We start from the raw sequence: 25,910 nt of genomic DNA on the forward strand, positions 1-25,910 counted from the left end.
CGGGGTTCGTCACCAGCGGATCGCCGCCGGGCATGCCATCTACCAGCAAAGACGGCGCCGGTCGCTGACTGTTGTTGACGGTCTGTGTGTGAGGGGTGCCGTGTGCCCCACATGTGCCCCAGCAATGTCCACAGTGGGCACATGGCATGGCTTGATCACCGCAGCTTGCGCTGTTGGCCGGACGGGGAGGCTGGCGGCAGGCACATGGCGGGGGCTGTCGGTTGGACAGCCCCGCTCATGATTTGTAGGTGTCCGCGTCGCTTGGAGAACGCTGTTCAGCGCGGGTCGAACTCTCCGGCCTTGACGTCAGACAGGAACGCTGCCCAGGCCCTGTTGGTGAACGGCAGGATCGGACTTGCGTCACCCAGCTTGCTATCCCGGACGCCTGCCGCGTTCACCACTCGCGCGACCTCGACGCAAGCACCTCCGGTGCCGCCGCTGCGTCTGCTCTTGCGCCAGTGCGCCTGGCTGAAGTCTGGGGCGCGCATCGTAGCTCCCTCGTTGTGGTCACAGCTCCCCGGCGATCTTGCTGATGAGCTCAACCGACTCTGCCGGGCTCAGCGCCTGCTCTTCAAGAGCGCTGTAGTACAGATTATATGAAGCAATTTCATCCGGGTCCTCGATGTAGACGCAGCCCGTGAGGTACTCCGCGAAGGGCACATCCGGATCTTCCGGCTCCAGGAAGCTCAGGATGATGAAGGGAGCCTCCATCGAGGGGTAGGCGCCGGCGCTGAACGGGAGTGCCCGAACGGTCACCTGGTCGAGCTTCGCCATCTCGATCAGCAAGGTGAGTTGTTCACGCATGACTTCCGGACCGCCCACGAGGTTTCGTAGCGCGGCCTCGTGGATGATCGTGCTGAGTCGGAGCGGATCAGCTTCGTGAAGACGTGCCTGCCTCTGCATCCGTAGGTCCGCACGTTCGGCAACATCGTCGATGCCCGGCGATGCACGCATGATCTCTGTCGCATAACGCGACGTCTGAAGAAGCCCAGGGATCAACTGGTGCGTGAACTCGCGGACATGGCTGGCTTCGGACTCCAAACCAACGTACTCGTCGAAGTCCTCCTTGAGTGTTCCCTTGCCGTAGCGCTGCCACCAGCCCTTCTGTCGTGCTTGGAAGGCCAGCGCGACGTAGCGTTCTCGCTCTTCGTCCGGGATTCCGAGGACGGTCGCGATCGCGATGACATCGGCTGGTCCCGGAGCCCCGTCGCCTGTCTCGAATCGTCCGAGCTTCGACTTGGACCAGTCAAGGCGCGGAGCCAACTCGTCAAGCGAGAGTCGCGATTCATTGCGCCAACGACGCAAGCCCCGGGCCAGCTTCCGCAGTCGAACTGTCGGGCTGACCCGTTCGTCGTCTGACACCAGTACCTCCTCTGTAGCGGGCCGTGTGTCGGCAGTTTACGAGCCTGAGCTTCCCAGGCAATGATCCATTAGAGTGGTGACATGGGTTTCCCGGGTTGTCGTTCTTGTATTTTTGGGAATCCCGCGACACTCTGATCATGTCCCGGCGAGAGGAGTCCCAGACGTGGGTGTTCGTCCAGCACAGTCCGACATCGAGCCGTGGCTGCGTCCGCATCTGGCGGCGCTGGAGGCAAGCGTGCGGTCGGGGTTTCGCTTCACCCACCTGCCGAAGGTCGACAGCGTGCTCGCGGTGCAGGGTTTCCGGGTCCGCGAGGGGGCGATGGACATGTTCCTGGCGCGGTCGGCATTCGACGCCTTGGCGGCGCGGGTTCGGGTCGAAGACCTGGAGTTCCACGCCTCGCCTTCGCCGTTGTGGCACGCCCGGGGCGCCGTTGCTGACGTGGTGATGGAGTTGCTCGGTCTCCCGCCGCACGGTTCGCCGGGCGCGCCGACGGTCACATGCTCGCGGCCGAGCGATCTGTGGGTTCCTGGCGATGTCTTGTCGTGACCGGACCGTCGGGCTCGGCGTGGCCAGGGCTGTTCACCGCCCTGTTGCACCGGGTTTCACCCGGGAATGCGCAGCGGTTGTCGTTCGGGCCGAAGCGGGTTCGGCTCGGGCTTGCTGATTGCGGTGCAGCGTGTACGCCGCCGCATCCGTCTGTGGTTGGACGCCTGCCGAGGTGTCCGCATTGTTTCGGAAGGGATTGAACTGGGGTGTCTCATTTACTGCTGTTCCTCGCGGGCATGGTGCCCGCTCTCGCGTTGCTCGTGCTTGTTGCCTGGCGGATGTACGCCGCCGAGCCTGCGGGCCAGCACACGGGTGCCGGTGAGGGCGCGTTGACGGTCGCCCATCTCCTCAGCCGGGTCGAGCGCGAGCGCAGCGAAGTCGAGAGCGCGGGGCGGCATGCGTTGCGCGAGGACGTTGCGGCCAGGATCGCGGCGATCGTGGGGGCGGTGTAGCTGTGTCGACTCGACTTCTTGGGCGCGCGGTTCCTCGGATGCAGCCGAGTAATCAGCGTCCCGAGGATTACGAACCGGCCGAGCGACTCGTGGAGGCGTACCGCTGTCCCCGCGGTGAGGCTTTCACGGTGACGTTCGCCGCCGATAGTGCGGTGCCGGAGACCTGGGAATGCCGGCAGCACGGGCTGTATGCGCTGCGTGTCGACTTGGCCGCCTCTGTTGCCGACATGCACGCCCGCGCTCGCTGGAGTTTTGGAAGGGCGCCGCAGGGGCAGCCGTGGAAAACGCACCTGGAGCACGTGCTGGAGCGCCGCAGTCCCAGGGAGTTGCAGGATCTCGTCGACGAGCGGCTCGGCGAGCTCGCAGCGGCACGGGATGGGGCATGACGAGCCCGCTGCACGGTCCGCGACTGCCGACGTGGGCCGAACATGATTCGTCGCATCCGCCGAATCCATTGTCGTCGAGCGGGAACCGTCGTTACGTCCTCGGCGACTACGACGACGATCACGGGTTTTGCTGGCGTTGCTGGATGCGAGTGCTCCGCCTTTCAACGCTACCGCGTTCATGTTCTCAAGCGATCAGGAGGAAGTCTTGCTATGCGGAAGATCAAACCTGGCACCCGGCTCAAGCCTGCTGCGCGCGAAAGGCTCGCGCGCGTCCTCAAAAATAAGTACGAGAAAGGCGCGAGTATTCGGCAACTCTGCAAGGAGTCCGGGCGGTCTTACGGGATCGTGCACCGCATGCTCGCCGAGGCCGGTGTCCAGTTCCGGCCTCGCGGCGTAGCCGGCAAAGCCGCCGAAGAGGCCGCGCCGCGGTTTGACCAGCGCTCCGCGCCGATCCTTTCTCGCACCGCGCTATGAGTACGACCGGGCCGAAGCGGTTCCTGCCGATGGCGTGGCGTGTCGAACGGGTCTCGCCGACCGAGGTCTACACGTTCCGCTGGGGTAGGGGTGCTGGCTTTTTCACCGTGCATCGCGGTGATATCGGCAGCTCGCATGAGGACGATCACCTCATCGACACCATCCATATTGGACGCAGCTGGGTTGATGAGTCGGACGTCGCTTCGCAAGCGCGGTCGTGGTTGCGCTCGCGGATCGGTCCGCGCCGCCGTGGTGCCTGAGTTTCCAAGACTGCTCTATGTCGATGTCCCCGATCGTTGGCATCGAGCTCGGCCGGTCGGTGCGGGCTTCTCCCTCCCAGGGCGCCGACCGGCCACCCATTCAAACTGTGTGCGAAAGGAGCCACCGCATGCACATTCCGCGTGACGATCAGCCCGAAGTGACCGGGCCGCCGATTCTGACACCCATTGAAACCGACCCCGTGGCGACTGGAGTCGGAAGCGAGGTCGACCAGAACGAATCCTACGCCCGGGCCTATGCCGAGGCAGCACAGATCGTGAAGGAAGCACGGGACAAGGAGTCGCAGTCCCAGCACGTCCTCGTGCGCTTTCTTACCGGCGTGTTGGACCCGGTAAAGCTGTCACTGACGCTTGCCGACATATCCGGTGGTTTCATCGGAGCGACAGCGGTGCGGGTTAGCAAGTTCCACCGGTTCGCGGACGATGCGCTGGAAAAGGCCGAGCGGGCAGCGAGGCTGACTACAAGTCAAAGTCTCAGCCTTGCCAACCGCACCAAGGCGGCAGCGATTCAGATTACGAACGATCTGCGCGCCAAAGACGCCATTGACCAGGCGATTTCCACACGCGCGGCGAACGTGATCAGCCGCTTCCCACCGCGGGTACGCAATGCTCTTGGCTTCCTCGACGCCAAACTCCTGCCCAAGAGCGTCAAAGCGCCTAGCCCGTTCCTCATCGGTGCAACCAAGATGGCCAAGATCATCCCAGGAATCGGCTTCGTCGCCACGGCAGTGGGCGTGGGCTACGACCTCAACCAAGGCAAAGACCCAACCATCGCCGTCGCCAGCGGCACGGGCAGCCTGCTCTCTGGTGCGGTCGTCGGCGCGGCGATCGGAGGTCCACCGGGCGCGATTATCGGCGGCGTCGCCGGCATCGGCGTCGGCTTCGCGATCGACGAATTCGGCGACGACATGAGCAACATCGGGAAGAAGCTCGAAGAGATCAACCCGAAGATGACCCGGTAAGGACTGCTGTGACTGCCACACCGCCACGTCCGAACCCGAAAACCGGCGAACCACGGCCACCCCAAGCGCCAAGGCTAACCGTTTGGGGAGATCTACCGTCACGGTCACCGCGGTTCGCGCGTTTCCCGCCGGCGCCAGAAGGACGGGGGCCAGTGTTGGAGTGGTACCACCGCTCCAACGAAGGAGCCTTCCTGTCCGGGCTGATCGTTTCGGCGATCGTGTTCGTGATTTTGTGCGTCATGGACTGGGGCTTCGACTGGATCTGGACAGCACCCTGGCTGTGGATGATCGTCGTGGCAGTTGCCCCCCTCTGGGGCCTCTGGATCATCTCCCGCAACCGCTGGGGCATCTCAGCAGGAGCCGACTGGCTCGCGATCAAGAGCGGCTACGTCGACCTCTACGAACTCACCGAAGTCAAGGTCGAAGGCACAAGTGGTGGGCTGTCGTGGGATATCGAGCTGACTGACAAAAAAGCCACCGAGCTCTGGCTCGACGCCAAAGAACTCCAGGCAAACCAGGCGCTCTGGGACCTCGTCTACAACGGCATCCGCTACTCAGTCCAACGCGGCAGCGCCAAGACAAACCCACGTGCGCTGGACAAACTCAAGCTGCGGTAACTACTTGCCGGTGCGCTCGCGGTGTTTGCATCCGGGCCAACAGCAGGGCCGACGTTTGCCTTCCGCCAGCTCCTCCTGGGTCCGGCGAATACGGCGCTCTCGGGTTATCACCTGCTTGGCATCCTCGACCCAGCAGATGAACTCGTTGCGGGCCAGGGGCGTGATGTCCTTCCAGGCATCGAATGCCGTGGTGTTGGCTATCAGCGCCTTGCGCAGGTCTGCGGGTAACTCGTGGACCACCCCACCGGGCACTCGCTGGCCGTTCATAGACCCACGGTAGCGGACGAAGCGAGCCCAAGACGGATACGCTCAGTCGCCGCCACGCGCCAGCATGTAAGGGCGACCCCGCAGGAGCCGCCGTGATGGAGATCTGGGCCGCGGAGACCTGACTCCACTGAACCTGGGTGAGCCGTCGAAGAACGGCGCTGGGCAGGTCGCCGAAGTGATCAGCTTGCCGCTCCGGCTGGCACCGAACCCGTTTCGTCACGTACGGGGTTGCCTGCTCCTGGTTCCGTTCCAGTGATCAAAACAAGTTGTTGCGGCGGGATCGTGTTGCTCGCTTGTTCGAGGTGGAACTGTTCGTAGACGAACAGCCGGGCTACGGTGTCGGCGAGTTCGAGCAGGCGACGGTATAGCACAGCGGCATGCGCGGCATCGGACGTCAGTTCTGCTTCTTCGGACCACTGGACGTGTAGTGACTTGATCGCGGAAAGCGTTGCCGCATAAGGATGTTCATGCATTGCCGTACGCCTTCCCCAGACCGCTGCTACGAGTTGTTGCAGGTCAGGAGTAACACGCTATTGAGGGACCCGCAAAAGGGTCATCTCGGCACCCGATCACATACCCGCCGATCGGACGTCGTCGGTTGGCGCCCCGCGCCGCTGTGCATGGGGGACTACGACGACTACGCGCGGACGCTACCGCCGGACCCGCTCGCGCGCCGCTGTGCAGGAGATCCGCGAGTTCTGGGCCGGTCGCGCTGCGTGCCCGGTTAACGTGGGTTCCGTGTCGCGGCAGGAGCACTCCGATCTTCTTCCCCCGGTCCACGAGGCGTGGTTGCCGCGGGAGCATCCGCTGCACCGGCCCCGGCACGGCAGGCGCCAGCTGGCCGCGCTCCTTTGCGCCGTGCTGTTCTTCACCGCGCCGGTGGTGACCTGGGTCTTCGGGGCGCGCGCCGAGCAGCTGGAGAACCGCCCGCTGGCCGCTTTCCCCAGCATCACCGACGGTTGGGGGTTCTTCACCGGGCTGAACGCCTGGGCCACCGACAACCTGCCGTTCCGCAAGGATGCCGTGCAGTCGGTGGACGCGCTCAGCCGCGGCGTGTTCGGCGAGCCCGCCCGGTTGGCCGGCGGCTCGCACACCTCGCCGGTCGGCGCCGGGCAGGTGGACGAGAAGCCGCCGATCGACGAGAACGTGTTCCCCGACGTCATCGAGGGCAAGAACGGCTGGCTGTACCTCGGCCACGACGTGTCCTACCGGTGCGTGCCGAAGCGGACCACGGACCAGGTGATCGCCGGACTGCGCCGCTGGCGGTCCGTGGTGGAGGCATCGGGCCGGAAGTTCCAGCTGGTCATCGCCCCTGACAAGTCCACCGAGTACCCGGAGAACATGCCGGACGACTACGCCGGGAAGGACTGCTCGACGAAGGCCCGCGAGGAGTTCTGGCGCCGCGTGCCGGCCGCGACCGGCGCGGTCGACCTGCGTGCCCAGCTGCGCGAGGTCGCGGCGCGCAACCAGCGGCCGATCTACCACGACATCGACACGCACTGGACCCACGAGGGCGCCATCACCATGACGTACCAGCTCGCCGAGCGCCTGCAGCCGGGCGTGACAAGCAGCTGGAAGGTCCTGCCGTCCCGCCAGTACCCGCACAGCGCCGACATCCCGGACCTGCTCGGACAGGACCGGACCGTGCCGATCCAGGCGTACTCGCTGGCGCCCGACGGCGGAGCCGCGGACAACACGCAGTTCAAGCCCAGCGACTTCCGCCAGCCGCTGCACCTGGAGTCGCGGCCGAAGCCGGGCATGATCGCCCAGCCGGTGCGGATGGTCGGCGACTCGTTCACCCAGTTCGCCAGCCCGTACCTGGCGGCGACGTTCGCGAACATCACCATCACGCACCCGGACAACGTCGCGGATGACCCGGTGGCGGCGGGCGAACTGCTCGCCGAAGGCGAGGTGGTCACGTTCGAACTGTCCGAACGTTTCGTCGCCGGCGGCCGCTACCCGATGCTTGACCCGGCGGTAGCCGACCAGGTCGGCGCAGTCCTCGCCGCCCACCCCGTGCGCTGATCCTTCCGGGATTTCGGCGAGCTTCCATCGAAATTCGCAATGCGGAACGTCCGGTCAGCTTCAGCGCAACTCGGCAGTTTTTGTAGCCGGACACACGTACTATTTTTGCCGATCGCCGTGTCGTGCGAGACCGGTATCCGATAGTCTGCCCGCGCATTGCGATTGCGGATCAACTGTCCGTAGCTGCACGTGCACGATGCGCCCTGGCGGTGCGTCGGCTGGGATGGGGCGGGCCGAAGCTGGCACTTCAACCCGCCCCGGAAGGGGATCAGCTGTGGTCGTCGAACCGAGTGACGAGCCACCACAACGAGACCCGCAGTATCAGCAGCAGGAGCGCCCGGGTCGTCCGACGCGGCCGGGCCGGGCGCTTTGCTGCGCCCCGCCGACGACGAGCCTGACGTGCCTTCCGGGCCTTCTTGCGGTTCACCTGCATGTTCCTTTCGTTGTTGATCCCAACGTTCGGCGTGCGCCGAACGCGGCCCGACTGGTGCCGGGCCTGACAACAACAGGACGAGTCCTGTTGAGGCGCTGCGACAGGACCCATGCCAGGTGGTACCGCAGGCCTCCCTTCTGAACCCCAGGTTGGAAACTTCCCGACGATGACGGGAATTTTGATAACGGACACCATAGGCCACGGCGCGTAACCGTCGCCACCCCTATGGGTGTGTCGGATACTCTTTTCTGGTTGGAATATTCCGAAGATAATTACTTACCGTCGAGTAAACCCGCTGGGCTTCGATGGTTTCTCGGCTGGATTAGTCAAAATGGGGTAATCGAACGATTCCGAAATTGACTGATCACGCAGAGCTACAAAACTATTTGTGATCTGAGTCGCGGATTGGCAACCGAATCCATGTCACGGCGCGAAGCGAACGGGCGAGGGGCACCCGCGACCAAAGTAACTGGGTCGCGGGTGCCCCTCGCCCCGGGTTCGTCAGCGCAGGATCGGTGTCGGGTTGCGGGATGCGATGAAGCCCGGGCGCGGGTGGCCCGCCGCGAACGGGTTCACCAGGGCGTTCTCCACGCTGTTGAACACCACGAAGATGTTCGAGCGCGGGAACGGCGTGATGTTGTTGCCAGATCCGTGCATGCAGTTCGAGTCGAACCACAGCGCCGACCCCGCTTGGCCGGTGAACTGCTCGATGCCGTGCTCGTAGGCGAGCTTGGTGATGTCGTCCTCCGTCGGCACCCCGACCCGCTGCTCCTTCAGCGACGACTTGTAGTTGTCGTCCGGCGTCTCGCCCACGCAGGACACGAAGGTCCGGTGCGAGCCGGGCATGATCATCAGGCCGCCGTTGAAGGGGTAGTTGTCGGTCAGCGCGATCGAGATGCTCACCGCGCGCATCGCCGGCATGCCGTCCTCGGCGTGCCAGGTCTCGAAATCGGAGTGCCAGTAGAAGCCGGTGCCCCGGTATCCGGGCATGTAGTTGATCCGGCTCTGGTGCACGTACACGTCAGATCCGAGGATCTGACGGGCCCGGTCCAGGACTCGCGGGTCCCGCACCAGCTCGGCGATCAGCTCGCTCATCCGGTGCACCTCGAAGATCGAGCGGACCTCGTCGGAGCTGCGCTCCACGATGGTGCGTTCGTCGGCCCGCACCTCCGGATCCCGGGTGAGCCGCTCCAGTTCCTGCCAGTAGGTCTGCACCTCGGCCGGGGACAACAAGCCCTCTACGACGTGGAAGCCTTTGGCCTCGTGCCCCGCGAGCTCCTCCGCGGTGGCCGGGCCGGCCGTCACGCCGGGCCAGACTGTGGGATCGGAGCGCCGGATCATTGCCGACTCGGCGTCCACCCGGGTCGGGTAGCGGTCCTGGGTGCTCAGATCAGCGACGGTCATGGTTTGCGCCTCCTTCGCGAATTCCCGCCGGAGCGGCTGGTGCCGGTGGCACCGCCGCCTTTTCTCGGTTCCTCGGTTAGAAGCGGCGCATTCTGGATGCGCCCGCAATTCCCCACGTCCGCGCGTGGGGAAGACCCGTCAACGCGCGTGGCAGGCAACCGTTTCCGGTTACCCGCCACGCGCGGTCAACAAGCTCGGTCGCCCGGATCAGCCTGCGACCGGCGTCTCGTCGTCCTCGACGACCAGCGGGTACACGCCGTCCTCGTCGTGCACCTCGCGCCCGGTCACGGGCGGGTTGAACACGCACACCGTGCGCATGGTCGTGCGGGGCCGGACCTGGTGCTTGTCGTGGTTGTTCAGCAGGTACAGCGAACCCGGCTTGAGCTGGTGCACCTCGCCGGTCGCCTTGTCCTCGATCTCACCCTCGCCTTCGGTGATGAACACCGCCTCGATGTGGTTGGCGTACCAGAAGTCGTTCACCGTACCGGCGTAGAGGGTGGTTTCGTGCACCGAGAAGCCGACCTTCTCCTTGGCCAGCACGATGCGCTTGCTGCGCCAGTTCTCGGTCTTGATGTCGGCGTCGGTGTCCTCGATGTCCGAGAGGTGCCGGACGATCACATTTCCTCCAGTGGATCTTCGTTCTGCTCTGCCGCATTGCAGCGATCGGCCTGTTCACGCCGTCTGGCGCGGTGAACGGTCCGATCGCTGCGATGCGGTTGCCGAGTCAGGCCAGGACAGCCTGCACCGATTCCCGGACGATCTGTAGCCCCTGCTCCAGTTCGTCATCCGACACGGTCAACGGCGGCATGATCTTCAGGACCTCGCTGCTGGGTCCTGAGGTCTCCAGCAGCAGCTTGCGGTCGAACGCAGCCTTGGAGACCTTGCCCGCGACGTTGGTGTCCTCGAAGCCGAGCCCGCGCGCCAGGCCGCGGCCCTTGGCCACCGCGCCGCCGTACTTGGCGGCGATCTCTTCGAGCACCTCGCCGACCCGCTCGCCCTTGGCGAGGGTGGACTTCTCCAGCGCGTCGTCGGCCCAGTACTGCTTCAAGGCCTCCGTGGCGGTGATGAACGCCGGGTTGTTGCCGCGGAAGGTGCCGTTGTGCTCGCCCGGTTCCCAGACGTCGTGCTCCGGCTTGATCAGCGTCAGCGCCATCGGCAGCCCGTAGCCCCCGATGGACTTGGACAGGCAGACGATGTCGGGCTGGATTCCCGCTTCCTCGAAGCTGAAGAACGGGCCGGTGCGGCCGCAGCCCATCTGCACGTCGTCGACGATCATCAGCATGCCGTGCTTCTGGCACAGGTCGTAGAGCCCGCGCAGCCACTCCGGCCGCGACGAGTTGATGCCGCCCTCGCCCTGCAGCGTCTCGACGATCACCGCGGCGGGCTCGTTGAGGCCGCTGCCGCTGTCCTCCAGCATCTTCTCGAAGTAGAGGAAGTCGGGGACCTGGCCGTCGAAGTAGTCGTCGTAGGGCATCGGGGTGGCATGCACCAGCGGGATGCCGGCACCGCCGCGCTTCATCGAGTTGCCGGTGACCGAAAGCGAGCCCAGCGTCATGCCGTGGAAGGCGTTGGTGAAGCTGATGATCGATTCCCGCCCGGTGATCTTGCGGACGAGTTTCAGCGCCGACTCCACCGAGTTGGTGCCCGTCGGGCCGGGGAACTGGACCTTGTAGTTGTACCCGCGCGGCTTGAGCACATTGTCCCGGAAGGTTTCCAGGAACGCACGTTTGGCCACAGTGGACTGGTCGAGGCTGTGGGTCACCCCGTCGCGCTCGATGTACTCGATCAGTTTTCGTTTCAGCAACGGGTTGTTGTGCCCGTAGTTGAGCGCGCCGGCACCGGCGAAGAAGTCCAGGTAGGCGGTGCCGTCTTCGTCATAGAGGTAGCTGCCGCCGGCGCGGTCGAAGACCGTCGGCCAGGTTCGGCTGTAGCTGCGGACTTCCGATTCCAGGGTTGCGAAGATGTCGTTCACGATCCTCCGTTCGGCCGGGCAGCGCGCGCTTCGCGCGCCCCGGCACCCTCAAGAACAAGATTGCGTGCCGGTACGGACGGCGGCAGCGGTCAGGATCCGGCCGCGGCGGCCGGGACGGGCTCGAACGGCCCGATGCGGTACAGGTCCTCCCCCAGGTGCGCATCCGGGAACAGGTCGGCGGTGAACAGCTCGCTGCGCTCCAGGTTCGCCGCGCGCTTGCGCGCCAGCGCGGTGAACAGGCTGATCGACGCGGCGTTGTCCGCAGTGATCGTCGTCTCCAGGTAGCGAACCCCGTGCGGCAGCACGCGATCCACCAGGTGGCCCAAGAGCCGACCTGCCACGCCACCACCGCGCTGGGATGCATCGACGGCGATCTGCCACACGACGAGCGTGTCGGGGGCGTCGGGCCGGACATACCCGGTCACGAATCCCACGACCGCACCGTCGATGCGTGCCACCGCGGAGGTTTGCGCGAAGTCCCGGCACCACAACAAATATGCGTAGGACGAGTTCACATCCAGCACTGCCGAATCGCGAGTGATTCGGTAGAGCTCAGGGCCGTCCGAGACGACCGGAGTGTCGATCTCCAACCGTCCGGCTGAACCGCTTCTGCCATTCCCGTTGTCGATGTTATGGCTCGGTTTATCGCCGGTCATGCTTTGCCAACTTAACAGAACATCCGTAACGCGCCAGGCTGTCGGCGCGATAACTATCGATCTACCAGGCGAGACGCAATTTTACACGTGAGAAGCACTACAGAAGCGTTGCAATTTGCTTGAAGTTGATGCTACGGAGCCTGTTGTCGATTATGAATTTGATCATTTGTCGGCTCCCTGACCTGCGGAAACGACGTTTCTAAAGATTCCCGAAGTGAACCTTACCCCTTTTTCGAAAATTCAAACTCCGATATTCAGGTGAACATGAGAAGAGGCGGCTGCCCCAGGCTTGCACGCGCCCGGGCAGGCCGCCTCCCGTGAGCTGCTACACGCCCGCCATGGACTGGATCCAATCGCGGTGCCCGGTGACGTCGGGGTAGGCGAACAGCCGGGCCGTCCAGGGTGCGCTGTCCAGGGCGTGTGCAAGGTTGACCTGTCCGGTTTAGGTAGTTTCGGCTAGGGAGGTGGGTGGCAGGTTGGCCAGGTGGTGGACCGTTTCGATACCGGCGGCTTTGCCGTTCGGGCGGCGCCAGCGCCATATCCGGATGCCCTGCCGGGCCCCGAGCAGATCGGTTCGCAGGTTTCCGTCCAGAACAAGGATCTTCCAGGCTGCGGGCCCTGGCACGTCCGTGCCCGCCCACGATTTCCATTGAAATTGCGGAGGTTGTCCACAGGCATCGGCGTGTCGGGGTGCGACACGCCGACGGTCCGCAAGTTCCATTGAAATCGAACCTTCGAGTTCAGACGAGGTCGTCCGGCAGTGGGTCAGCGGCGGTGCTGGCCTGGCGACGCCCCTGCGTAGCAGCCAGGCGCGTTTGAACCATGTGCGCCTCGATACACGTGTACCGACTGACAGGTCGGAGCGCAACGGGAGGACTGGTTCCGTGAACCATATGGCAGAACCCGACAGCTGGAGCGAGCGCGAGAGAATGGAGAAAAGGAAAGCCCAAGACGAGCGCGTAATTCAGGAGTGGAAACGAACGAATGGCGGCAACAGCGACGCATTGAAGCACGTGCGCAAATTCGTCGAACACGTGCGCGGGGACATTGGGGTGGACGGCGTAATCGTCGACGTTGACGCCATACCGACCAACGGGGGCTACGAGATCAAAGCGGGTTATTATATGGAGCTGGACCCGCTGAACAATCTGCAAGCTTTGGGCTCGTCTGCGGCTCAGTTGTCGGCCCAGTCGGCTGGCGGCGCATGTGTGCTGGGCACGTCATTTGAGGGGGACGATATGGTGCCCCAGGGAGGAGTGGGACGGTCGTACGCGGACGGCGGGCCGCCTTCCGGCGGCGGTCAGGTCGGTCGGCGAGTTCGCAGCGAAGATGGCGTGGATGAAGCGCCGCACACGGCGTCGGGTTCGGCTACCGCATCGGCCTGATGCCGGCGGCACGGAGCGGCAAAGCCGCCCGCCGCGACCCGGGCGGCGTTGCCGGCACGTCCGGGACACGAGCGGGCCACGAAGCTGAGAAACGCGCGGTTGCGCGTTGTGGAAAGTCCCGAAGATCCCACCGAAAGCCAGGCCTAAATCGCCACAATAGACCGACGCGGGAACAGGCCCTGGACCGATGGATCAACTGGACGCGGGTTGAATGCACTGAGGTGATCTCAATAAGAAATGGTGTCGTATAGCAAGAGAAGTGACACTGTCACTGAGGCTTACTCGGTTGGGGCATGCAATTCCGGTGTGGTCAGAACGTAAAGCTGGGGTCGTTGACGGTGCGCACGTTCGCGCCCACGCGCCCATCGTAGGCGAGAGAGCCGATGTACTTGCCGGTGTTCGCCACCTTAAGGTCAACTCGTTCAGCATGGGTGCCGCCATACTTGAACGACTGGCAGGTCCCACGCCTGACGACGAAAGTCGAGAACCCGCCCCGCTCGGTAAATGTCGCGAAAGAGTCGAAGTTGCCCCCGGAGCACAACTTAAAGACTTCAGGCGTGGCGGCATGGGCGATGCCAGCCTGCCCGAGGACAAGAGCGGCACCGAGCGCGCTAGAGATAGCCACTCCGCGAACGACCGAACGGAAAGATGACTTCATTATATTCTCCTTTGGGTTGTAACGTAAAGACGTTTGAAACAGAGCTCCTGGCAGCCGGACAAGAATCCCAACGTGAAGAGGCTATTCGTCCCTCGGAAACTGCCCTATCTACCATGAATGGTCGACTGGAACCAGAGGTGTAACCACCGCCGGCCGAACTGCCCCCGGTAACAAGACGTGCGCTGTCCGCCTACCGGCCACCGATGATCTTGGTCGAGAGGCCGAAGGTCACGAGGATCGGCGGCGCAATTCGAGGTATTCCCGGAGCACGAGGATGATGATCACCACATCCAGCGCCGCGAAGAACGGCAGCGCGATCGACCTCGTCTGCACCGCGCGTAGCACCTCGAAGATCACGAACAGGCCCAGGGCGGTCAGTGCCACCGGGTACAGCGGCATGATCTTGAGCAGCAGGCCAATCACCAGGCCGATCTTGATCACGCCGTGGGCGATCAGGTAGGCGATTACGAACGTGCTGCCGCCGCTGGCGAAGTGCTGCGCAGCTTCCTCGAAGTGCCCGGCCAGGGATCCGGCCGGCGGGCCCAGCAGGTCCCGCGTGACGACGGCGTGCGCGAACCGGGTGACGATGTCGGGGGGCAAGAAGATCAGCAGCACCCCGCCGATCAGCTGCACCGCGCCGTCCAGTCCCTTGAGCAGCACGGCGACGCGGAACAGCTTGTCCGTCATCGTGGTTTCGGCAGCCATGAAGCCATGATGCGCGCTGAATCCCGGACCAGCGATCTTGCGCGTTGCCAGCCACCGGCGGCCCGCATCCGGGCCGCCCGCTCCTCGACCGGCAGGTCCGCGAATCGGATCGTGCGGCTTCCCGGCCGATGATCGAGAAGAGTTCGGTGAACGACAGGGCAAATTGGTAAATACCACTTTTCTTCAAATCTTGTTTCCGGTCGCGAAATTTGTCATAAAAGTTCTTGGTGGACGACGAGCGAGCCTCATCGGATCCGGGCCAATTCCGAAATTGGTCCCGTCGCGGAGGGAGCCGGGAATGGTTGGTCGGAAGAAACGCCTGCTGAGAACCGGATTGGTGGCGTCGTTCGTCGCCGCTGTGTCGTTCTCCCAGGTCGCCGCGGGCTACGAGGCGCCGCGGGCGGCGAACGCCTCGAACCCGGCCCCGGCGGCGGAAATCTGTCCGGTGAAATCGAAACCGGCGGGCAAGGTGCTCCACGGGTACTGGGAAAACTGGGACGGCGCGGTAAACGGGGTGCACCCGCCGTTCGGCTGGACCCCGATCACGGATCCGGCCATTCGCGAGCACGGCTACAACGTGATCAACGCGGCTTTCCCGGTAATCCGCTCGGACGGCACCGTCCTGTGGGAGGACGGGATGGACAGCACGGTGAAGGTGGCCACGCCGGCCGAGATGTGCCAGGCCAAGGCGGACGGGCTCACGATCCTGATGTCCATCGGCGGCGCGGCGGCGGGGATCGACCTGTCTTCCAGCGCCGTTGCCGACCGGTTCGTCGAGACCGTGGTGCCGATCCTGCAGCAGTACAACTTCGACGGCATCGACATCGACATCGAGACCGGCCTCAGCGGCAGCGGCAACATCAACGAGCTCTCGCCGTCGCAGGGCAACCTGATCCGCATCATCGACGGCGTGCTCGCCAAGATGCCCCCAGAATTCGGGTTGACGATGGCGCCGGAAACCGCGTACGTCACCGGCGGCAGCGTGACCTACGGATCGATCTGGGGCGCATACCTGCCGATCGTGAAGAAGTACGCGGACAACGGCCGACTCTGGTGGCTGAACATGCAGTACTACAACGGAAGCATGTACGGCTGTTCGGGTGATTCGTACCAGGCCGGCACGGTGCAGGGATTCACGGCGCAGACGGATTGCCTGGACAAGGGGCTGGTCGTCCAGGGCACCACGATCCGGGTCCCCTACGACAAGCAGGTTCCTGGGTTGCCGGCCCAGCCGGGCGCGGGTGGCGGTCACCTGTCGCCCAACCTGGTCGCCCAGGCCTGGAACCACTACAACGGCAGCCTGAAGGGCCTGATGACCTGGTCGATCAACTGGGACGGCTCCAAGTCCTGGACCTTCGGCGACAACGCGAAGGCGCTCCAGGGCCGTTGACCGCCCGAACCGGACCGCCCCGCTCGGCCGCTGCCGGGCGGGGCGGTGTACTGCATTCGACAGATCGGGTGGCTTCGTCAAAAACACTCCTGTGGATGGCTGGGAAGTGCGCATACCTTCCCAGATAACCCGGACCTGGCAATGGGATCGCCGAGCAGGTATCGGTACTCCAGCGGCCGATCACGCGACACGGGGTTTCTGCCGACGAGATTGAGCAAGTGTTCAAGAACGGACCGATCATCAAGAAGAACAAGAAGAAAGGGCGAGCCGCAGACTTTGTAGCGATCACTACTAACGGCGGCAGCCGCGTGCGGGTCAACTTCCTGTACAGCCCTGACGCGAAGTCCGCTCGGCCGATTAGTGCATGGGAGCTGTGACGGATGGCGAACAACGAACCCGACTTCGAGAACATGACGGACGCGGAGATTGCCGATTGGCAGTACGCGCACAGGGACGAGTTGGACGAAGACCTGGAGAACGCTGAGGAAGTGGAGGTCGAGGTCGTCAAGCCTCTGAGCGTGACGACCTCGTTCCGCATGTCGACTGATGAGGCTTCCACGCTACGCGAGGCTGTGAAGAAGTCTGGTCTTAGAGACTGTTGGGTAATCGGATGACTACGCAAAGGCGCCGTCGATTGCGCAGGTAAACCGGGGTGCGGCCAGCGGGACTCCTCACCGGACCCCGGATTGCCGAATACTCGATCGCTGCCCGAAAGGTACGCGACCTGCCCATTTGCTGATAGCGCTACGTGATCAGTTGGTTACCCAAAAGTCTCTTACACAGTCCGAGTGGATTCGCCAGGTATGCCTATTGGCGGCTGGAGCTCAGTCGCTAACGAAAGCCCCCTCCCGATCGGGAGGGGGCCTTTCGTTACTGGACAGCAGAATGGAGACGATGAGCGAGCGGCCAGCGAGCGTGTCCGCCGGCGCGGTAGGCGATGTCCCGGCGTCCTGGAGCGACGCCGTGCGGCGCGCCGAACACGGCGAGATCGTGCACGGTCATCGCGCACGGTCAGCATGTCGCCGACGTTGTGCCGTCCGGCGAGCTTGACCGTTTGCATGCTGCTCCGCGTGTCGGACCGGGCCGTCCAGGACCCCATGGGTTGGTCGTCGATCCGGCTGAAGGAGCGGTATATGCACGTCACCGAGGAGCTGCGCCGCGACGTCGCCGACCAGTTGAACGGGTACTTCTGTAACCCCAACTGAGACCGAAAGTGAGACGGATCGCGCCTGGTCACCGGGTGGGCAGGCGCGTTTCCGCTGGTACCGTCGGAGCCGCTGAGGGGACTCGAACCCCTGACCGTCCGCTTACAAGGCGGGCGCTCTACCAACTGAGCTACAGCGGCATGCACTTCCGTCGTGCGGGGACATCGTAAGCGGCGATCCGCCCGGGGTGGAAAGCGGCCGCGTCGACGCTGCCGGACGATGGCCGGCGACCGCGGCGAAGTCCGGCCGAAATCGGTGATGGACGCCACAGATTGTGGGTGCAACGGTCTGCTCATGACAGGCGATGCCCGAGGGGAAGATCAGGCAAAGCGAACCGCCCGCAAGGCGGCCCGGCAGGAAGGAAGACCAGCAGTGGGAATCACGCAGCGCGCCCGCGGTGTGCTGCGGCGGCGCGACCCGGAGCTCACCATCCCGCCGGGGTCTCGCAACGTCGTCTATGGGCCGGCACTGCCCAACGAATCCACCGTCCACCTCGTTCTGGACCTCGGGCTTCGCATCGGCGAGGTGCAGATGGCCAGCGGGGCAGGTGCCTCGGACGTGACCGCGACGATCATCGCCGTGGTCACCGCCTACGGTCTGCCGCACACCGAGGTCGACGTGGTCTACACGTCGATCACGGTGTCGAGCTACCGGGGCACCGACCTGCCGCCGATCACGTCGCTGCGGGTGGTCCGCAACCGCTCCCTCGACTACACGCGCCTCACGGACGTCGAAGCGCTACTGCGGCGGATCACCGCCAACGAGCTGACCGCCGCCGAGGCCTACGCCGAGCTGGACCGGATCACCACGGCGCCGCACCCTTTCCCGCGCTGGGTCGCAACACTGTCCTGGGCGGGCATGGCCGCCTCGCTGGCCGTGCTGCTCGGCGGCGGCTCCACCCCGCTGCTGCCGCTGGTAGCCGCCGGCGCCACCGCGCTGGTGGACCGCGTCGGGCGGCTGCTGAACAAACGCGCGCTGCCGTTCTTCTTCCAACAAGTCGCCGGCGGGGCGATCGCCACCGCCGTCGCGCTGGGCTGCTACGCCACCGGCCTGCTCGACAACGCGGCGCTGGCGATCGCCGCCAGCATCATCGTGTTGCTGTCCGGGATGACCGTGGTCGGCTCGACGCAGGACGCCATCACCGGCTACAACGTGACCGCGGCGGGCCGGATAGCCGAGCTGGCCCTGATGTCGGCCGGGTTGATCGCCGGGGTGGTGCTGTCGCTGTACATCGGAGTGCGGATCGGCGGGGACACTGTCGGCAGCCTCGACGCGCAAGCCCTGGGGCGTGCCGAAGTGCTGGCACCGGCCCTGCACCTGCCGGTGCAGATGCTCGCCGGTGCTTCCACGTCGGCCTGCTTCGCGCTCGCCAGCTACGCGCCGCCGCGGCCGCTGCTCGCGGCCGGAATCGGCGGTGCCGCGGCCGCCGCGGTGCACGCGCTGCTGACGCTGGCCGACGTGCATACCGTGCTGGCTGGCGCGGTGGCCACCACCGTGGTCGGTTTCATCGGCGGGATCATCGCACGGCGGCTGCGAATTCCCGTGCTGGTGATCGCCGTTTCCGGCGTTGCGCCGCTGCTGCCCGGGCTGGCGACCTACCGCGGGCTGTACGAGCTGTCCGTGCTGGGCAGCCCGACCGGCGTCGCCACGCTGATGCTCGCCGTCGCGACCGGCCTCGCGCTCGGCGCCGGGGTGGTGCTCGGTGAGTACCTCGCACAGCCGGTCCGTACCGGGCTCGGTAGGTTGGAGCGCCGTTTCTCCGGGCCGCGGATGTCCGGTCCGCTGCGTCCCGCGAAACGGCGGCTGGACTGATCGGCCGTGAGTCTTTTGCGCCGCCGCAGCAGCCCAAACGACTCACAGGCCCGCACGTCCCGTTTGCACCACACGCAGCACGCAGCAACTGGCTGGATTAGCTAGCCTCGCGACAGGTGGCCTATACGGCGGGAGGATTACCGGTGAGCAAGGGCAGCACGCCCGTTCGAGCGGATTTCGTCGTGGTCGCGAATCGGCTGCCGGTGGATCTGGAACGCCTCGAGGACGGCACGGAGCGCTGGAAGCACAGCCCCGGCGGGCTGGTCACCGCGCTGGAGCCGTTCCTGCGCGCCCGGCGCGGCGCGTGGGTCGGCTGGCCCGGGGTCGCCGACATCGAGGTCGAACCGTTCGCCGACGACGACCTGCAGCTGCACCCGGTGCGTCTGTCGGCGGCCGAATTCGCCGAGTACTACGAGGGATTCTCCAACGCCACGCTGTGGCCGCTGTACCACGACGTGGTCGTGCCACCGGCGTACAACCGCTCCTGGTGGAACGCCTACCGGCGGGTGAACCGGCGCTTCGCCGAGGCCGCCGCCGAGGTCAGCGCCGAGGGCGCGACAGTCTGGGTGCAGGACTACCAGCTGCAGCTCGTCCCGGCGATGCTCCGCGAACTCCGGCCCGACCTGCGGATCGGGTTCTTCCTGCACATCCCGTTCCCGCCGGTCGAGCTGTTCATGCAGCTGCCGTGGCGCACCGAGATCGTGCGCGGGCTGCTTGGCGCCGACCTGGTGGGCTTCCACCGGCCCGGCGGTGCGCAGAACTTCCTGTGGCTGGCCCGCCGGTTGGCCGGCTTCGAACCCAGCCGCGGCCAGGTCGGGGTCCGGTCTCGCACCGGCGTGGTGCAGGTCGGCGACCGCACCGTGCGGGTCGGGGCGTTCCCGATCTCCATCGCCGCCACCGGACTCGACCGGCTGGCACGCACCAAGGAGATCCAGCAGCGCGTCAAGACGCTGCGCGCCGAGCTAGGCAACCCGAAGAAGATCATGCTCGGCGTCGACCGCCTCGACTACACCAAGGGCATCGACGTGCGGCTGCACGCGATGCACGAGCTGCTCGCCGAGGGCCACATCAAGGCCGAGGACGTGACGATGATCCAGATCGCCACGCCCAGCCGGGAACGCGTCGAGCACTACAAGCAAATGCGCGAGGACATCGAGCGCGAGGTCGGGCGGATCAACGGCGAGTTCGGCCGCGTCGGCCACCCCGCGGTGCACTACCTGCACACCTCGGTGGCCCGCAAGGACCTGGTGGCCTTCTACTGCGCCGCCGACGTCATGGTGGTGACGCCGGTGCGGGACGGCATGAATCTGGTGTGCAAGGAATACGTGGCCTGCCGGTACGACCTGGGCGGTGCACTGGTGTTGAGCGAGTTCGCCGGTGCTGCGGCAGAACTCACGAGTGCATTTCTGGTGAATCCGCATAACCTGGACGGTGTGAAGGATGCGCTGCTCGCGGCCCTCGACATCGACGAGGCCGAGGGACGCCGTAGGATGCGCGCACTCCGTAGGCAAGTGCTCACGCACGATGTCGACCGCTGGGCCCGGTCGTTCCTCGAAGCACTGGGCACACCGCTCGCGGAGTAGCTGCGGGTAAGCGGTCCACAACACGGACAGCACCGCGTCAGCGATACTTGTCGAACCCGGTCGACGTCGACGGTCACCATCCGCGGCTCGAACCGGATCGATCCACCCCAGACTTGACCGCGCCCCCCTGAGGAGTATGGCGTTGACCGCCGAAGCCCTGCCTGCCGAGCTGCGCCGAGTGATCGTGCAGCTCGCGCGGACGCCTCGACTTCTGGTCGCATGCGACTACGACGGCACCCTAGCCCCCATCGTGGCGGACCCGACCCAGGCCAAACCGCTACCCGAATCGGTGCACGCCCTGCGGTCGCTGGCCGCGCTGCCGGCGACCACCACGGCGGTGATCTCCGGCCGCGCGCTGCGCGACCTAGCCACCCTGTCCCGCCTGCCCGCCGAGGTTTACCTGGTCGGCAGCCACGGTTCCGAGTTCGACATCGGGTTCGTGCACGAGCTCGAACCCGAGGCCACCCAGCTGCGCACCGAACTGCAGACCGCGCTGCAGGACATCGTGCGCGGCAAGCCCGGCGTCACGCTGGAGAACAAACCCGCCAGCGTCGCCGTGCACGTCCGGCGCGCCGAGCCCGCCTTGGCCGAGGAGGTGCTGGAGACCGTCCGAAACGGCCCGGCGTCCTGGGAAGGCGTGCAGGTCACCGAGGGCAAGGCGGTCGTCGAGCTCGCCGTGGTGCAGACCGACAAGGGCAACGCGCTGGACGCGCTGCGCCACCAGGTCGGTGCCACCGCGGCGGTCTTCCTCGGCGACGACGTCACCGACGAGAAGGCCTTCGCCCGGCTGCACGGCCCCGACCTGGGCATCAAGGTCGGTGACGGGGACACGCTGGCGCCGTACCGGATCGGCAGCACCACCGAGGTCGCCACCGTGCTGGCGTTCCTGATGGAGGAGCGGCGCACCTGGCTGTACGGCGAGCAGGCCCCGCCGATCGAGCGGCTGACGATGCTGTCCAACGAGCGCACCGTCGGCCTGCTCACCCCGGACGCGCGGCTGACCTGGATGTGCCACCCAGGCCCGGACTCGGCGGCGGTGTTCGCCGACCTGCTGGGCGGCCCCGGCGCGGGCCACTTCACGATCCGCCCGCAGGGCGGCAACGGTGCCCAGCGCAGCCCGCTGCCGCTTGGCCAGCGGTACGTGCCGAACACCATGATCGTGGAAACCCGCTGGTCGCGGCTACTCGTCACGGACTATCTCGCGCACGGCACCGACAGCCACCGCACCGATCTGGTCCGGGTGATCAGCGGCAGCACCCGCGCGGCCGTGGAGTTCGCGCCGCGCCCGGAGTTCGGGCAGGTGCCGGTGCGGCTGACCGCCGAGGCGGGCGGGCTGCGGGTGCTCGGCACCTCGGAGCCGATGGTCCTTTACTCGCCCGGCGTGCAGTGGGCGATCACCTCCGACGGCATGCACGAGTCCGCGCACGCGGTCGTCGACCCGACCGAGGACAGCCCGCTCGTGCTGGAGCTGCGCTGCGGCACCGACGACCTGTCGCCGACGCACGCCGAGGTGGACCGCCGGCTGGAGGCCGACCAGTACTGGTCGGAATGGATGAAGACCCTGTCGCTGCCCGAGGTGGAGCGCGACCTGGTCGCCCGCTCCGCGCTGACCCTGCGCGGGCTGTGCAACTCCGACACCGGCGGGATCATGGCCGCCGCCACCACCTCGCTGCCGGAGGAGATCGGCGGCGTCCGCAACTGGGACTACCGGTACTGCTGGCTGCGGGACGGCGCGATGACCGCGCAGGCGCTGGTCACGCTCGGCTCCACGGCCGAGGCCGAGGCGTTCCTGAACTGGCTGCACCGGGTGCTGGAGACGCTGCCCGGCCCGGAGCGGCTGCACCCGCTGTACACGCTGCAGGGCACCGGGCTCGGGCCGGAAGCCGTCATCGACAGCCTGCCCGGCTACGCTGGTTCGCGGCCGGTCCGCGTCGGCAACCTCGCCGACCAGCAGGTGCAGCTCGACGTGTTCGGCCCCGTGGTGGAGCTGGTCGCGCACCTCGCGCAGGCCACCAGCCGGGTCCGGGACGTGGACTGGGAGCTGGTCATGGCGATGGCCGAGGCCGTTTCGCACCGCTGGGCCGAGCCCGACCACGGCATCTGGGAAGAGCGCGACGTGCCGCGCCACCACGTGTACTCCAAGGTCATGTGCTGGGTGACGCTGGACCGGGCGCTGAAGCTGGCCACCGCGTACGGCCGCGAGGCCGACCCGTCGTGGGAACCGCTGCGCGACCAGATCGCCCAGGACGTGGTCAAGAACGGCTGGCACCCGGACGTGCAGGCGTTCACCACCGCCTACGAGGGATCGGACCTGGACGCGGCGTCGCTGCACGTCGGCCTGTCCGGGCTGATCGACCCGTCCGACGAGCGGTTCCAGGCGACCGTCACGGCGATCGAGGCGGAGCTGCGCAGCGGGTCCACCGTGTACCGCTACCGCCGCGACGACGGGCTGCCCGGCGACGAGGGCGGCTTCCACCTGTGCGCCGCCTGGCTGATCGAGGCGTACCTGCTGATCGGCCGGCGCACCGAGGCGGAGGAGCTGTTCCAGCAGATCGTCGACACGGCGGGCCCGACGGGGCTGCTGTCCGAGGAGTACGACCCGATCGCGGAGCGCTCCCTCGGCAATCACCCGCAGGCCTACTCCCACCTCGGACTGATCCGCTGCGCCCAGCTGCTGTCGGCGTAGGGCGGTCGGCGGGGAGCGAACGGCCTGTTCGCCACCCCCTACGGCACGAGCGGTCCGTTCGCCCCAGCCAGCCAAGGCGCGAGGCGAACGGACCTTTCGTGCCATGTATTGACGGACCGTTCACCTCGCACTTCCTGCGAGGTGAACGCTCCGTTCGCTCAGCGAGGTTTGGTGTCGTCGACGGGCCGTTCGCGTTGTTCGGTGCGGTGAATGGTCCGTTTGTGCCGTCTTGCGGGGTGAATAAGCCGTTCGCTTCCCCCGTTCTACTTGTCACGATTTGGACGAATGGGTTCATACCGTCGGGGAACGACTAATACCCTCTGTGCCGGACGCTCGCGCGAGGGAAGGCGGACGGGTGAACGGACTGGTCGCAACGCTGATCGTCGTGGTCATCGTGTTGATCATCGTCGCGGTGGTCGCCGTGGTCATGGGCGTGCGCGCCAAGCGCGGCGCAGCGAAGCCGGAAAGCCGGCCCGCTGACCCGTTCCACACCGGTGATCAGGACTCGCTGCGCGGTGACCCGCGGGCGCTGAAGGCCGGCGACATCGTCGAGATGCGCGGCCTCTCCTACACCGTCCGCGGCACCATCCGGCTCTCCGAAGGCGGCTGGAACTGGGCGGAACATCTGCTCGACGACGCCAAAGGCGGGCAGGTGTGGCTGGCCGTGGAAGAGGACCCGGACCTCGTCCTGTCGTTGTGGACGCCGGTCGCCGACGCCGGCGGGCCGGGCCCGAAGACGATCGACTTCGCCGGGCGCACCTACCACTCCGAGGAGTCTGGCAGCGCCGAGTTCCGCAGCGAGGCCACCACCGGCCTCGCCGAGCAGGGCACCGTCCGCTACCACGACTACGAGGCCTCGGACGGTTCGATGCTGGGCTTCGAGTCCTACGGCGGAGCCGACTGGGAGGCCAGCGCCGGCGAGGCGCTCAGCCGCTACGACGTGCTCATCTACCCGACGGCGGACTGACCGGTGAAACCCAAGTTCTGGTTCGTGCTGGCCGCCGCCGCGGCGGTGTTGGCTCTGATCATCGGGCTGGTGGCGATCTTCGCCACCGGCACCGGGCCACGCGGCTACGTCGCGAACAACTACACCCGCGCCGCCCACCTGGACCTCTCCGGTGACTCCGACAACCGGGCCTACACCAGCCCGAAGCCGCCGACCGCCGTGGCCGCCGAGATCACGTCGAAGTGGCGCCCGCAGTCGCAGTACACCGACTCGTCGGGCATCTACCTGCGGTATTCCAGCGATGCGGTGATCATCAGGCCGCACTCGCCCGGCTCGGTGATCCACGTGATGGACGCCGACCGCGCCTACCGTCGCTACCACAGCCATGTCGGCGGGGTCTGGGGCTGGAGCAGCCCGCACGGCGAGAGCTTCCGCGGCAGAGGTCCGGGGGCGGGCAAATGAGCACCACCATCAAGAAACCCGCCCGCCGCCGGGGACTCGTGCTGGCCGTGGTCGGCTTCTTCGTGGCCGTCGGCGTCGTGGGGTCGCTCATCGGCGTGCTCGGCCGCGACCCCGCGCAGACCACCTTCACCTCGGAGGAGTCCACCCGCTACTCCGAGGGCCAGCGGTACTCGGGGCCGCCGATCCAGCGGTTCACCCCGGCCGAGGCACAGCAACTGGCGCAGGGGCTCGCCGCGGCCGAGGCGGCGCACGGGGTGTGCTTCGGCTGGAAGCTCGTGGACGCGTCGACGAAGCAGTTCGACCAGGGATCCAGCCGGGGACCGAACATCCCGGCCGAGACCTGTCCGCGCTGGGCCGAGGTCCGGGTTTTTGTCGCCGCCGGATCCACCGAAGACGATCCGGACGCGGCCGACGTCAAGGTGGCGGCGTCGGACGACCTCGCCTCGCTGCCGGGCATCGGCGACTTCGTCAACCTCGGCGTCACCGCCGACTCGCTGGCCGAGGAGCCGGTCACCGTGGCCGGGCAGGCCGCGCTCGGATTGCCGTTGCTGCTGGTGGAAACCGGCGCGCTGAAGGCCCCGCCGGTGGCGGACGACGCGTCGGGCAACGCCTCGGCTCCGCCGTTGCCGCGCGGCGACGGCTCTGGCTCGAACTGGATGACCTGGGCGTGGCTCGGGGGCCTGGGCGTCGTCGTGGTTCTCGCCCTGCTCCTGGGCTTCCGGGCCCGCGCCAAGCAGAAGTCCACATCGGACACTCCGGATGCCCCGAACGCTCCGGCCGCGCCGCAGCCCAGGCCGACGCAGCAACAGGGGGCGCAGGGGCCGTCGCCAGTCGGACCGCTGCCTCCGCAGGGGCCGTCGGTCGGGCCGGGATCGTCGCCAGTCGGACCGCTGCCTCCGCAGGGGCCGTCGGTCGGGCCGGGATCGTCGCCAGCCGGACCGCTGCCTCCGCAGGGGCCGTCGGTCGGGCCGGGATCGTCGCCAGTCGGACCGCTGCCTCCGCAGGGGCCGTCGTCGGCAGGACCGCAGCAGCCGCCGCGACTGCTGCAGGGACCACCCGCCCCGCAAGGGCCGCCCGCCCCGCAAGGGCCGCCGACTTGGCCGGGCCCGCCCGGACCGGGGCCGCAGCCGGGCTGGCCGGCACCGCCCGGGCCGCCGGGTGGTCCGTGGCCGCCACTTCCACCGCAGGGGCCGCCGCCGGCGGGCCCCCGACGCTAGATCGCACCGACCACGACACCAGAAAG

29 protein-coding genes and 1 tRNA gene are annotated in these 25,910 nt (G+C 66.5%); 19 read left to right on the top strand and 11 right to left on the bottom strand.

What is annotated here, in order from left to right; genetic code table 11:
- Positions 1-275: 275 nt before the first annotated feature.
- Positions 276-488 (bottom strand): DUF397 domain-containing protein, encoded by a 213-nt coding sequence (locus FDZ84_RS14000; protein WP_168586251.1) that lies wholly within the window; start codon positions 486-488, stop codon positions 276-278.
- A gap of 19 nt (positions 489-507) precedes the next feature.
- Positions 508-1,362, bottom strand: coding sequence for a helix-turn-helix transcriptional regulator (locus FDZ84_RS14005; RefSeq protein WP_210435562.1), 855 nt, complete (start codon positions 1,360-1,362; stop codon positions 508-510).
- Between the two features lie 163 nt (positions 1,363-1,525).
- Between FDZ84_RS14005 and FDZ84_RS14010 the strand changes: the two genes are divergently transcribed.
- The 7 genes from FDZ84_RS14010 (at position 1,526) to FDZ84_RS14040 (ending at position 5,078) form a co-directional block, all read left to right on the top strand.
- Entirely contained in the window at positions 1,526-1,909 is a 384-nt protein-coding gene (locus FDZ84_RS14010; protein ID WP_246869003.1) for a hypothetical protein, read from the top strand.
- Between the two features lie 206 nt (positions 1,910-2,115).
- Positions 2,116-2,361: a hypothetical protein gene (locus FDZ84_RS14015; RefSeq protein WP_168586252.1), complete on the top strand. Its 246-nt coding sequence runs from the start codon at positions 2,116-2,118 to the stop codon at positions 2,359-2,361.
- 38 nt (positions 2,362-2,399) lie between these two features.
- Positions 2,400-2,747, top strand: a complete 348-nt coding sequence (locus tag FDZ84_RS14020; RefSeq protein ID WP_168586253.1) for an RNA polymerase-binding protein RbpA — start codon at positions 2,400-2,402, stop codon at positions 2,745-2,747.
- Between the two features lie 210 nt (positions 2,748-2,957).
- Positions 2,958-3,221, top strand: a complete 264-nt coding sequence (locus FDZ84_RS14025; protein WP_168586254.1) for a helix-turn-helix domain-containing protein — start codon at positions 2,958-2,960, stop codon at positions 3,219-3,221.
- 29 nt (positions 3,222-3,250) lie between these two features.
- Positions 3,251-3,481, top strand: a complete 231-nt coding sequence (locus tag FDZ84_RS14030; protein ID WP_168586255.1) for a hypothetical protein — start codon at positions 3,251-3,253, stop codon at positions 3,479-3,481.
- 128 nt (positions 3,482-3,609) lie between these two features.
- Positions 3,610-4,461, top strand: a complete 852-nt coding sequence (locus tag FDZ84_RS14035) for a hypothetical protein (protein WP_168586256.1) — start codon at positions 3,610-3,612, stop codon at positions 4,459-4,461.
- 152 nt (positions 4,462-4,613) lie between these two features.
- Complete coding sequence (locus tag FDZ84_RS14040) at positions 4,614-5,078, top strand: hypothetical protein (RefSeq protein WP_168586257.1); 465 nt, start codon at positions 4,614-4,616, stop codon at positions 5,076-5,078.
- Here the strand turns inward: FDZ84_RS14040 and FDZ84_RS14045 are convergent, their stop codons facing one another.
- Positions 5,079-5,345 carry a YdeI/OmpD-associated family protein gene (locus tag FDZ84_RS14045; protein ID WP_168586258.1) on the bottom strand — a complete coding sequence of 89 codons (267 nt, stop codon included), beginning with the start codon at positions 5,343-5,345 and terminating at the stop codon, positions 5,079-5,081.
- Between the two features lie 179 nt (positions 5,346-5,524).
- The gene (locus FDZ84_RS14050) at positions 5,525-5,818 is read right to left on the bottom strand and encodes a hypothetical protein (protein ID WP_168586259.1); all 294 of its coding nucleotides are present in this window, start codon (positions 5,816-5,818) and stop codon (positions 5,525-5,527) included.
- A 265-nt stretch (positions 5,819-6,083) separates the two neighbouring features.
- Here FDZ84_RS14050 and FDZ84_RS14055 point away from each other — a divergent pair, with 265 nt between their 5' ends.
- Complete coding sequence (locus tag FDZ84_RS14055) at positions 6,084-7,370, top strand: hypothetical protein (protein WP_168586260.1); 1,287 nt, start codon at positions 6,084-6,086, stop codon at positions 7,368-7,370.
- Between the two features lie 934 nt (positions 7,371-8,304).
- On the opposite strand, the gene thpD is transcribed toward FDZ84_RS14055, so the two are convergent.
- From thpD to ectA, 4 genes are all read right to left on the bottom strand, one after another.
- Positions 8,305-9,207 carry an ectoine hydroxylase gene (thpD, locus tag FDZ84_RS14060; RefSeq protein ID WP_168586261.1) on the bottom strand — a complete coding sequence of 301 codons (903 nt, stop codon included), beginning with the start codon at positions 9,205-9,207 and terminating at the stop codon, positions 8,305-8,307.
- Positions 9,208-9,414: 207 nt separating this feature from the next.
- Positions 9,415-9,825 (bottom strand): ectoine synthase, encoded by a 411-nt coding sequence (locus FDZ84_RS14065; RefSeq protein WP_168586262.1) that lies wholly within the window; start codon positions 9,823-9,825, stop codon positions 9,415-9,417.
- Positions 9,826-9,931: 106 nt separating this feature from the next.
- On the bottom strand, positions 9,932-11,179 hold the full coding sequence (ectB, locus tag FDZ84_RS14070; protein ID WP_168586263.1) for a diaminobutyrate--2-oxoglutarate transaminase: 1,248 nt from the start codon (positions 11,177-11,179) through the stop codon (positions 9,932-9,934).
- An 89-nt stretch (positions 11,180-11,268) separates the two neighbouring features.
- Positions 11,269-11,835, bottom strand: coding sequence for a diaminobutyrate acetyltransferase (gene ectA / locus FDZ84_RS14075; protein ID WP_246869004.1), 567 nt, complete (start codon positions 11,833-11,835; stop codon positions 11,269-11,271).
- Between the two features lie 893 nt (positions 11,836-12,728).
- Here ectA and FDZ84_RS14080 point away from each other — a divergent pair.
- Positions 12,729-13,220: a hypothetical protein gene (locus FDZ84_RS14080; protein WP_168586264.1), complete on the top strand. Its 492-nt coding sequence runs from the start codon at positions 12,729-12,731 to the stop codon at positions 13,218-13,220.
- A 310-nt stretch (positions 13,221-13,530) separates the two neighbouring features.
- On the opposite strand, the gene FDZ84_RS14085 is transcribed toward FDZ84_RS14080, so the two are convergent.
- Entirely contained in the window at positions 13,531-13,878 is a 348-nt protein-coding gene (locus FDZ84_RS14085; protein ID WP_168586265.1) for a hypothetical protein, read from the bottom strand.
- A 228-nt stretch (positions 13,879-14,106) separates the two neighbouring features.
- Positions 14,107-14,583 (bottom strand): DUF2127 domain-containing protein, encoded by a 477-nt coding sequence (locus FDZ84_RS14090; RefSeq protein ID WP_168586266.1) that lies wholly within the window; start codon positions 14,581-14,583, stop codon positions 14,107-14,109.
- A gap of 298 nt (positions 14,584-14,881) precedes the next feature.
- On the opposite strand from FDZ84_RS14090, the gene FDZ84_RS14095 reads away from it, so the two are divergent.
- From FDZ84_RS14095 to FDZ84_RS14110, 4 genes are all read left to right on the top strand, one after another.
- On the top strand, positions 14,882-15,973 hold the full coding sequence (locus FDZ84_RS14095) for a chitinase (RefSeq protein ID WP_168586267.1): 1,092 nt from the start codon (positions 14,882-14,884) through the stop codon (positions 15,971-15,973).
- 218 nt (positions 15,974-16,191) lie between these two features.
- Positions 16,192-16,350 carry a hypothetical protein gene (locus FDZ84_RS14100; RefSeq protein WP_168586268.1) on the top strand — a complete coding sequence of 53 codons (159 nt, stop codon included), beginning with the start codon at positions 16,192-16,194 and terminating at the stop codon, positions 16,348-16,350.
- A gap of 3 nt (positions 16,351-16,353) precedes the next feature.
- Positions 16,354-16,587 carry a hypothetical protein gene (locus FDZ84_RS14105; RefSeq protein WP_168586269.1) on the top strand — a complete coding sequence of 78 codons (234 nt, stop codon included), beginning with the start codon at positions 16,354-16,356 and terminating at the stop codon, positions 16,585-16,587.
- A 444-nt stretch (positions 16,588-17,031) separates the two neighbouring features.
- Positions 17,032-17,178: a hypothetical protein gene (locus FDZ84_RS14110; protein WP_246869005.1), complete on the top strand. Its 147-nt coding sequence runs from the start codon at positions 17,032-17,034 to the stop codon at positions 17,176-17,178.
- A gap of 67 nt (positions 17,179-17,245) precedes the next feature.
- On the opposite strand, the gene FDZ84_RS14115 is transcribed toward FDZ84_RS14110, so the two are convergent.
- Positions 17,246-17,318: transfer RNA gene (locus FDZ84_RS14115), tRNA-Thr, on the bottom strand.
- 232 nt (positions 17,319-17,550) lie between these two features.
- Between FDZ84_RS14115 and FDZ84_RS14120 the strand changes: the two genes are divergently transcribed.
- From FDZ84_RS14120 to FDZ84_RS14145, 6 genes are all read left to right on the top strand, one after another.
- Complete coding sequence (locus FDZ84_RS14120) at positions 17,551-18,990, top strand: threonine/serine exporter ThrE family protein (protein WP_168586270.1); 1,440 nt, start codon at positions 17,551-17,553, stop codon at positions 18,988-18,990.
- A 143-nt stretch (positions 18,991-19,133) separates the two neighbouring features.
- On the top strand, positions 19,134-20,573 hold the full coding sequence (locus FDZ84_RS14125) for a trehalose-6-phosphate synthase (protein ID WP_168586271.1): 1,440 nt from the start codon (positions 19,134-19,136) through the stop codon (positions 20,571-20,573).
- 136 nt (positions 20,574-20,709) lie between these two features.
- Positions 20,710-23,259 carry a trehalose-phosphatase gene (gene otsB / locus FDZ84_RS14130; RefSeq protein ID WP_168586272.1) on the top strand — a complete coding sequence of 850 codons (2,550 nt, stop codon included), beginning with the start codon at positions 20,710-20,712 and terminating at the stop codon, positions 23,257-23,259.
- Between the two features lie 355 nt (positions 23,260-23,614).
- Positions 23,615-24,226: a DUF4178 domain-containing protein gene (locus FDZ84_RS14135; RefSeq protein WP_168586273.1), complete on the top strand. Its 612-nt coding sequence runs from the start codon at positions 23,615-23,617 to the stop codon at positions 24,224-24,226.
- A gap of 3 nt (positions 24,227-24,229) precedes the next feature.
- Positions 24,230-24,667 (top strand): DUF4247 domain-containing protein, encoded by a 438-nt coding sequence (locus FDZ84_RS14140; protein WP_168586274.1) that lies wholly within the window; start codon positions 24,230-24,232, stop codon positions 24,665-24,667.
- The gene (locus FDZ84_RS14145) at positions 24,664-25,884 is read left to right on the top strand and encodes a hypothetical protein (RefSeq protein ID WP_168584095.1); all 1,221 of its coding nucleotides are present in this window, start codon (positions 24,664-24,666) and stop codon (positions 25,882-25,884) included. Before FDZ84_RS14140 ends, FDZ84_RS14145 begins: the two co-directional genes overlap by 4 nt.
- The last annotated feature ends 26 nt before the right edge of the window (positions 25,885-25,910 follow it).

Source organism: Saccharopolyspora sp. ASAGF58 (genome assembly GCF_012277335.1).
GTDB lineage: Bacteria > Actinomycetota > Actinomycetes > Mycobacteriales > Pseudonocardiaceae > Saccharopolyspora > Saccharopolyspora hattusasensis.